Genomic DNA, 6948 nt, shown 5'->3' with positions numbered 1-6948 from the left:
GCCCCACCCTCGCCCCGCACAGTCTGCTTCGCGTGAGCAGCTGACGTGGTCATGATGAACTACTTTCCTGCCGGTGATGCGGTGGTGGTGCGGCTACTACTTGGTTGCCGCCGCGGCGGCGGTTTGAGCGGCCGCGAGAGCTGCCGCCGGAGTCTGCGAACCGCTGAGCGCCGTCTGCACGGCCGTCCACAGCTGCTCGGAGATCTTCGGGTACTTGGTTCCGAGGTTGTCGCTGGTGCGACCCTTCGCCGCGTTGACCGCGTCAACCCACGGCTTCAGGTCCGCGTTGCCCGCAACCTGCGCCTGCTGTGCGGCAGCCGTCGGAGCGATATAGGAAAGCGTGTTGTCCGTCGTGACGAAGTTCGCTGTGCTGGTGAGGCAGGCAACGATCTTCTTGGTCACCGCGTAGCGTGCCGCATCCTTCTGCACGGGGATCGTCAGGAACTCTCCACCGGTGGGCGCTGCAGCAGGGCCGCCATTTTCCGCGGGAACGGTGAGGATGCCGAAGTCGAAACCGGCCTTCTTCGCGTTTCCGAGGTTCCAGGTGCCGTTCTCACCGAACGCGAACTCGCCGGTGGCGAATTCCTGCCAGCTGGTGGTCTGCGTGTTCTGGATGACCGAGTTAGGCGCATAGCCCTTCTTCAGCCAGTCGGTCCACAGCGTCAGCGCGGACACGGCCTGGGGAGAGTCGAGCTTGGTGAGCTTGGCGCCCGATCCCCAGAACCAGGGAAGGAACTGGAAGCTGCCCTCTTCGGTGTTGATGCCGGAGAAGGTGATGCCCTTCTTCCCCGCCGACGTGACCTTCGCGAGCGCGTCCGTCAGCGTCGCCCAATTGGTGATCGACGCCACATCGACATTCGCGGCCTTGAGAATCGTCTTGTTGTAGTACAGCGCCAGCGTGTTGGCGCCGATCGGAACACCGTAGGTCTTTCCGCCGATTTCGCCAGCGGCGATGATGTTCTTGTCGATCGCCGACACGTCGAGCTTGTTCTCGTCGGTGCTGGTGAGGATGCCCGCATCCGCGAGCGTGGAGACGACGGGGTTGTCGACGAGGAGCATGTCAGCAGAGTTGGCCTGCTGGCCCGCCAGGAGCGACTTGTTCGTCAGCGCCGTCGTGTCGTAGCCCGTGCGCTTGATTGTGACGCCCGCCTTCGTGCCACAGGCGACGACGAGCTTCGACCATGCGGAGCTGGCGTCGTACTGGGGGTACGGATCCCAGAACGTGTACTTGCCGGAGGCGCTCGACGAACTCGAGCCGGAGGACGAGCACGCGGCGAGCGTGCCCACGAGGGCGGTGGTGAGGACGATGGCGCCGATGGCGCGCACCTTCCTGGATGTGATAATCACGGGTATTCCTCTCTGAATGGTGCAGTGATTGGTGATCGAACCGGTTCGATGGGGGCTGACGAATTCCCCGCCAGGGGAGTCCGTGTTACCTGCTGCTTCCCCGGTCGGTGAGTTCTGGCGCGATGAATTGCACAACCGGCGGGCCTGCCTGTTCCGGGTTGATGATTCGTCGTACCAGTTGCTGGACCGCGTAGCGCCCCAGCTTGTCCGGGGAGGTCTCGATTGCCGTGTACGGCAGCGAGAAGGTTCGCCCGAAGTCTTGTGAGTAGAGACTGACCACCGAAAGATCGTCAGGTACGCGCACGCCACGATCGTGCAGCAGTGCGGGGAGGGCAGCGATCGTCGCATCGTTATGGACGATCATGGCCGTCGCGGTTGGTCGCGCGTCGAGAATGCGGGTGAGGCTCTGGTTGATCGCCGGCTGCTGGGACTCGCCGTAGTACGGAAAGACGCGGATGCCATACCTGGCCGCGCGCTCGAGCGCGGCATCGCGGAAACGCCAGCCGTAGGCACCGCCCCGGTCGAAGACGTGTTTCGGCGGCGAAATCAGCATGATTTCGCGGTGCCCGAGGGCGAAAAGGTGATCGACCAGCATCCGGGCGGACTCTCCGAAGTCGAGATCGAAGACATCGAGGTCCTCGGTGTCGCCGGGCAGACCAACCAGGGCCCCCGGTTGACGGGCCGCACGAAGTGCCTCGAGCCGCACGTCGGCATGAGTGACATCGAGCAGCACGACACCATCAACCATCTCGGATGATGTGATTCGGCGCACCGCGCTCGGGCCATCCGCATCGGTGACCATCAGGATGTCATAGCCCAGCTCGCGAGCAGTGTCGGACACCGGCAGCACATATTGGAGCATCGCCGGCGCGAACTCGTCCTCGTGGAACTGGAGGAGGAGGCCGAGAACCATCGTCTGCGACGTGGCGAGTGCGCGAGCGCCCGCGTTGACCGTGAAACCGAGTCGGGCGATCGCGGAGTCGATGCGATCGTGAGTCTCGCGGGAGATGGGGCGCTTCCCGGACAACGCGTAAGAGACCGTGCTGCGGGATACCCCTGCCTCACGCGCCACGTCGCCGATGGTTGCCATGTGCCTTGCTCTCCGTTGAACCGATTTGCCGTCGAACCGATTCGATGAATGTAGCGCGCCGCAAGCGATTCCGCAAGCCTGACGCCCGAAGCGTACCCAGATTGAGTGCGGCTGACCGCGTAGCCGCAGACACGCTCCGAGGCCTGCGCTCCGAGGCCTGCGTTCCGAGGCCTGCGTTCCGAGGCCTGCGCGGAGAGTCCCAATCCAATGAAGAACCCAGCTGTTGTTTCTCATGGTGGCTCGGTTGCCCTGGAGCCGAGGGAAGTCGGCGATCTGGGCACGATGGGATTCGTTATCGACCCTTCCGGAGCCTTTGTCGGTGAGTGGCAGTTCGGTACCTGCAAGGGCTTCGGGGCCCCCGACGTGCCGGGCGCACCGGCCTGGTTCGAGTTGCATTCGCGCGACTATGCGGCGGTGTTAACAGGCGGCGCTCACGTTCTACCAGCAGGCGTTTGGTTCGACGACGCAGTCGATGGGTGACACGGACGAGTTCCGATATTCAGCACTCAGTATCGACGGCCTACAGCGTGCGGGTGTGATGGACTCGAACGGTTTCCTGCCCGATGGTGCACCAAGTCACCGGCTCGCCTATTTCTGTGTCGAAAACGCCGGAGCTGCCGCGCATCAGGTCGCCGCGGGAGCGCGCACAATGTGATCCTCGAGGACGACGGCTTGCGCGTCGTACAAGGAGTCGTCCGAACTCCACTGCTCAAGAGGCCCAGGGCTGGTCCGCGGTCTCGGACCGGGAAAAGGCGGACATTCGTGGCCCGTTGCCGATCGGATGGACCCCGCTTCGATCCCTGCTCGACTGACAACCAGGATGCGTCCCGCTGGCCGGCGTCAACGATAGGCGATTTCGAGCGGCCAAAAGACCCCACGCGGTCCAGCCGGAGCGCGTCCACCGAGTGGCAGTGCGCGGCTCTATCGCCTGAAGACTAGGACGTGCCCCTGGCGTTGTAAACCGGCGCCTTGCCCGCTGCAGTGTGCGTGGCATAGTCGCGGAAGACCGCGATGGCCTCGTCGCGCAGCACACCGTCGAGCACCGAGATGCCTCGGGCTTCGAACTGCTGCGCCCAGTCATCCACCATGGGGCCTTCGTCGAAGGTGGTGATCTCTTCGAGCTCCGGTCCCGAGCCGGCGACGACGAGCGACGTGACACCCGACCACAGCGTGGCGCCGTAGCACTGCACGCACGGCCGCCAGTTGACCACGAGCTCGTGGGCCGCGACATCCCTGCCGCCCAGGTCCCAACCGCCGACACGGGTCTGGGCCATGCCCAACGCCACCACTTCGGCGTGCGCAGAGGAGACGCCGGACGCGAGCACGACATTGACGCCGATCGAGACGAGGTGCCCGGTCTCACGCTCGACGACGATCGCCGCGAAGGGGCCGCCGTTACCCTCGACGAAGTTGCGCGCGGCCAGGCGGTGCACGAGCGCCATGCGGTCCTCCCTGGTGGGCAGGATGTCTGGCACGTTTTTCAGCTCGTCGGCCACCCAATCGGGCAGTTCGATCGAGTAGCGGAGGGCAAGGCCGTCGATGGTCACGGGGAAGTCCTTTCGTACCAGCAGAAAAGTCAGGCGGGAACGCGGCGGTGAGCAGGTCGCTCCTCGCCCGAGAAGAGTTCGGCCTCGATGCGGCCGAGTGAGAGGCGGAGCGCGCCGCGGATGACGGCGTCGTCGCCGAGCGCGGATGCCCGCAGCAGAGTGCCGGGCGAGACGAGTCGAGCGAATTCCGCTTCGATGGCAGGCACGAGCAGATCGCCCGCCTGGCTGGTCGTTCCGCCAATGACCAGCACCTCGGGCGCGAGGAGGCAGGCGATCGCGTGAAGGGCGGGAGTGAAATCCGCGGCGAGATCGCCGACGGCCCGCAGGGCATCCGCGTCTCCCGCGCGGGCCCGGCTCAGCACGGTCTCCGCGACAGTGCGCTCGGCCGCATCCGGTGATCCGAGCTGCAGAAGCGCATTCGGACGAAGCGCGCGGCCCACCTTGAAGAACGACTCGGCCCAGAACACCTCGCCCGCCTGGCCGTCGTGGCCGCGGTACAGCTCCCCGTCGATGAGGATGCCGACGCCGCTGCGCACCCCGTTGGAGAGCACGAAGACGAAATTGCCAACGCCCTGCGCCGCGCCCTGCCAGGCCTCGCCGATCGCGGCGAGCTTCGCGTCGTTCTCCACCGCGACCTCGCATTCGAAGAGGTCGCCGAGCTCGTCGGCGAGCGAGAAGCCCGACCAGTCGCCGCCCGCGATCACGAGGTCGCCGTTCTTCCTCCGCAGATCGACCACCCCGCTGTCGCGCACGACGCCCATCGAGGCGATCGTCACCGCCCACACCTCCGACGGCGCCACCCCGAGCCGGTCGAACAACCTGGTGACGGATGCCCGCACGGCGGCCAGGCGCTCGGCCCGTTTGCTGTCGCCGCCGATGGACTTCCGCTCGCTCCCGACGGGCGTCCCGACCAGGTCGCAGATCGACACGGCAACGATGTCCTCGCCGATCTCGATCGCCATCGCGTAGGCGGTCCGCGGGTTGAACGAGTAGGCGCGCGCAGGCCGGCCGACCGATCGCGATTCGGTCGACGGCTCCGTCTCGACGACGTATCCGTTCGAGACCAGCGCTTCGAGAATGAGCTCGACCGTTCGCCGGGAGAGTCCACTCGCCTTGGCGAGTTCGGCCAGCGTGAGCGACCGTCGGTCGCGGATGATGCGGAGGCACGTTCCCGTGTTGAGCTTCCTCATGATCGCGGGGTCGATGCGGGCGGGGGCATCCATTCGCTCACCTCTCGAGTGTGTACTGTCGGCCTCGGCAGGAAGGCAACGATTCATGCTCTTGCAAGCATGCCGCATCACGCCCGAACCGACTCGAACCGCCGCGAGACAGCGCGAGCCGCGCGCACCGCCGTGATCATGCCAGTGAGCGTGGAGTTGCACACCACAGCGGTGGGCACAACGCCGTTGCCCGCGACGTACAGGTTGTCGAATCCCCAGACCCTGCCCTCCTGGTCGCAGACGCTCGTGCCATTGTCCGCCTCGCCCATGCGCACCGTGCCCGTGTAGTGCAGCGACGATCCGGGTGCGAGCAGCATCGAATCGGCCTGCGGATCGAACGGTCCGAACGCCTCGGCCGTACGCTTCATAGTCGCGCGCGCGTCATCGATGAGGGCGCGGTCACGTGCGGAGTAAGTGAACTCGACGGAGATGAGAGGGAGGCCCGCGGCATCGGCTTCCGTTTCCGAGAAGACGAGCCGATTCTCGGCACGGATCTCATTGGGAACGTACAGTGACATGCCGAACGAGTAGGCGAGGGGAGCCTCGTCCTCGTCGACAAACACGCTGTTCATGATCTGGCCGTGGAAGGGCTGGGCATCGCCGTTCTGCGGAATCCACAGCGAGTCCGCGAACCACTCTCCCGTGCGGCGCCGTGGCAGATCGGCGAGCGTGAGCCCCAGGCGATCGAGGTCTACGAGTACCTGGCCGGTGAGGAAGGCGTGCTCGTTGAGGTACCGGCCGAGAGCCGGCATCCGGATGCCCGAGGCGAAGAGCAACTGCGGCGTGCGCATGGTGTCGGCGCACACGACGGTCGAGTGCGCGGCAATCACGCGCTCGGTGCCCGTCGTCACGTCGCGCACGCGCACGCCGACCACTGTCGCGCCGTCGTGCACGAGCTCAACGGCGAGGGTCGCCTCGAGAAGCTCGAAGTTCGGGTCAGCCCCCGTGCGGATGGCCGGGAAGATTCGGTTGGGCCCGGTGCGCGGCGTAGTCCCGCTGGTCACCGGCTCGACTGCCATGGGCATGGTCTGCGGATGCCGCCCGGGCGCGCTGGAGTCGGCGAACAGCGCCTCGAGCCTGGCGAGCACCGCCGCGCCCGGCAGGGACGGTGGGAACGGCGCCGAATGTACCCGCAGTATCTCGCGCGCCGTCTCGAGATCGGCCTCCCACCGCTCGGGGTCGCCGTGATCGAAGACCTCGTCGCCGGTCGGCCAGGGTGTCGCCGCGGTCCAGTGCACGCCCATGCCGCCGACGTTCCAGGCGACGGCGCTCGCCGGCATCGCCTCCGCCCGTTCTCCAAACGCGGCGAGGTTGTACATGCCGGGATCGGCATCCGCGACAGTGTCCCCGATGTCGCGGCTGGTCTCCGCGCCCACATAGAGAGACTGGATGCCCGACTCGACCTCGGCGTTGTACCGCATCCAGATCTCCCGCTCGGGGGTGTCGTGCAGATGCTGACCGGGAATGGATCCGATGGTCGAACCGCCGTCGACCATCACGATGCGCGCGCGTGGGTGGGCGAGTCGCACCTGCCGTGCGACGGCCGCCCCCATGAGCCCGCTGCCCACGATCAGAACGTCGGCGGGGGAGTGTGTTTCGCGCATGTCGGGCCTTTCGTTACTTGCTCGGTGCGTCGTGATGTCCTGCATCCACGACGTCGTTGTAACGGCCCGATGCCGTGATGGAGACGGTGTCGTAGATGCGGGCCTCGTCGCCCCTGCGACCCGAGGCCGGGTTCCAGGAG

The 6948-nt window shown here is 66.3% G+C and carries 6 protein-coding genes; 1 reads left to right on the top strand and 5 read right to left on the bottom strand.

Annotated features, from left to right (window positions below; genetic code table 11):
* Nucleotides 1-96: 96 nt before the first annotated feature.
* Complete coding sequence (locus tag VIM54_RS09385) at nt 97-1347, bottom strand: sugar ABC transporter substrate-binding protein (RefSeq protein ID WP_331900803.1); 1251 nt, start codon at nt 1345-1347, stop codon at nt 97-99.
* 85 nt (nt 1348-1432) lie between these two features.
* Nucleotides 1433-2437, bottom strand: coding sequence for a LacI family DNA-binding transcriptional regulator (locus VIM54_RS09380; protein WP_331900801.1), 1005 nt, complete (start codon nt 2435-2437; stop codon nt 1433-1435).
* 207 nt (nt 2438-2644) lie between these two features.
* Between VIM54_RS09380 and VIM54_RS09375 the strand changes: the two genes are divergently transcribed.
* Complete coding sequence (locus VIM54_RS09375; protein WP_331900800.1) at nt 2645-2917, top strand: hypothetical protein; 273 nt, start codon at nt 2645-2647, stop codon at nt 2915-2917.
* A gap of 455 nt (nt 2918-3372) precedes the next feature.
* On the opposite strand, the gene VIM54_RS09370 is transcribed toward VIM54_RS09375, so the two are convergent.
* The 3 genes from VIM54_RS09370 to VIM54_RS09360 all read right to left on the bottom strand — a co-directional run bounded on the left by VIM54_RS09370 (nt 3373) and on the right by VIM54_RS09360 (nt 6808).
* On the bottom strand, nt 3373-3984 hold the full coding sequence (locus VIM54_RS09370; RefSeq protein WP_331900799.1) for a hypothetical protein: 612 nt from the start codon (nt 3982-3984) through the stop codon (nt 3373-3375).
* A 29-nt stretch (nt 3985-4013) separates the two neighbouring features.
* A complete protein-coding gene (locus VIM54_RS09365; protein ID WP_331900798.1) occupies nt 4014-5207 on the bottom strand; it encodes an ROK family transcriptional regulator in 1194 nt (397 codons plus the stop codon).
* Nucleotides 5208-5281: 74 nt separating this feature from the next.
* Complete coding sequence (locus tag VIM54_RS09360) at nt 5282-6808, bottom strand: GMC oxidoreductase (protein WP_331900796.1); 1527 nt, start codon at nt 6806-6808, stop codon at nt 5282-5284.
* Between the last annotated feature and the right edge of the window lie 140 nt (nt 6809-6948).

The organism is Lacisediminihabitans sp., assembly GCF_036569425.1.
Classification (GTDB): Bacteria; Actinomycetota; Actinomycetes; order Actinomycetales; family Microbacteriaceae; genus Lacisediminihabitans.
This window is presented reverse-complemented; position numbering and strand designations above follow the sequence as displayed.